We start from the raw sequence: 1,605 nt of genomic DNA, 5'->3' as shown, positions 1-1,605 counted from the left end.
GTTGGCGTTGATGACGTCGGCGTGCGGACCATCGGGGTAGGTCGCGTCATCGACCGGCAGGTCGACGCTGGTCGAGGCGAGCGAAAAGCCGTGGGCTGAGACGCTGGCGGGCGGCGCCGGCTCGGATGTCTCGGAGATCGGGGCAGGCGCCTTGCGGCTGCTCGGCGCACCGATCGAGACCAGGATAATGCCGGTCAGGCCGATCAGGCCAGCGGCCATGATGCCGGGAGACGGGGTCTTCATGCTACTCGCTCCTCAGGCCGCGATGATGGTGGTGGTCTCGATGTTGCCGCGCATGAACCCGCCCGGGTTCCAGATCGGTTTCATCGGCTGGGCGACACCGTTGGTATTCCAGCAGCGCACCATGATCGGGTTGGGCCCGCGCCGGAGCGGCACCCGCCCGTCCCAGCGGCGAAAGCTGTACCTGCCCTCGTCCGCGCCGAGCGTCGTCTTATACCACGTCCGGCCACCGTCCGACGATACATCGACCTTGGCGACGCCGCAGTCGCCGCCCATCGCGATCCCGCCGACCGGGATCGACGCCTCATAAGCTATCGCCTGGCCATCGGGCAGGCTGGTCATCCAGCTGCGCGGGATCATGCGATTGATGGGAACGGTCGGAAAGTCCTTGGCACCGGGCGCGACATTCGCGCCGGGCGTCGCCGGTATCTTGTAGGCCTTGGCCATCCAATACTGGTCGTCAGGGCCGGGCAGTACCTCAATCGAGTTCAGCATCTTGACCCAATAGGTCGAGTACCAGCCCGGCACGATCAGCCGGCAGGGAAAGCCGTTGAGGAGCGGCAGCTGCTCGCCGTTCATGCCAAAGGCGATCATCACCTCGCCGTCGCGGGCATGGTCGATGTCGAGCGCCTTCTCGAAGTCAGGGGCGCCAGCGACCACCGGCTGATCGAGAGCGCCGAAGCGCACCTGTACCGCGCCTGCCTTGACCCCGGCGAGATCGAGCACGTCGCGCAGGCGCACGCCGAGCCATTTGGCGTTGCCCATCGCGCCATTGCCCCATTGTGCGCCGGCGACACGCGGCTGGAACAGCCCACGGCTGTTTCCCGAGCATTGGTTGACCGCCGCCATCTCGACCCGCGGCAGGCGCAGCAGCTGGGCGAGGCTGATCGACAGCGGTCCGTTGACGTGGCCGAAGACGTTGAGGCGGAAAGTCTCGACATCGATCGAGGTCGGGATGTCGGCCCAGTGCCAGCGGACGAAGAACTGGTCGTTGGGGGTGAACACCGACTTGTCGAACACGTCCATCGGCGTCTCCAGCAAGGGCGGATGGACACGCTGGAGGATCATGCTGCCCTTGCCGGGAAAGGCGCTGGTCATCGGCCGTTCGGCATTGCCGCCAGGCAGCTTCAGGTCGACGAGCTGCTGCGCCAGCGCAGGTGCTGCGGCAAGGCCGGCGCTGCCGAGGGCGGCATGCCTGAGAAAGCGGCGACGGCTGGTCTCACTCGCCAGCCCGGCGTCGAAATTGTCCATGACAAGGCTCTCCTGTGGCCAGCCACGCTGGCGGATCGAAGGGGCGTTCTGCAAGTGATCGGACCGACTGATCCGATCACCACAGCGGATCAGTTCGGGGTGGCGATGCAGGGC

General features: G+C 66.5%; 1 protein-coding gene and 1 pseudogene. Both read right to left on the bottom strand.

The genetic code is table 11. The features are described from left to right. Positions 1-243 (bottom strand): annotated as a pseudogene (locus SSA01S_RS18815) (hypothetical protein); the annotation flags it as partial. 12 nt (positions 244-255) lie between these two features. Beyond that, positions 256-1,491, bottom strand: a complete 1,236-nt coding sequence (locus SSA01S_RS18810) for a molybdopterin-dependent oxidoreductase (protein WP_061781612.1) — start codon at positions 1,489-1,491, stop codon at positions 256-258. Positions 1,492-1,605 lie beyond the last annotated feature (114 nt).

Source organism: Sphingomonas sanguinis NBRC 13937, assembly GCF_001591005.1.
In the GTDB taxonomy this organism is placed as follows: Bacteria; Pseudomonadota; Alphaproteobacteria; order Sphingomonadales; family Sphingomonadaceae; genus Sphingomonas; species Sphingomonas sanguinis.
The sequence above is the reverse complement of the archived record's forward strand: the minus strand, read 5'-3'. Positions and strand labels throughout refer to the sequence as shown.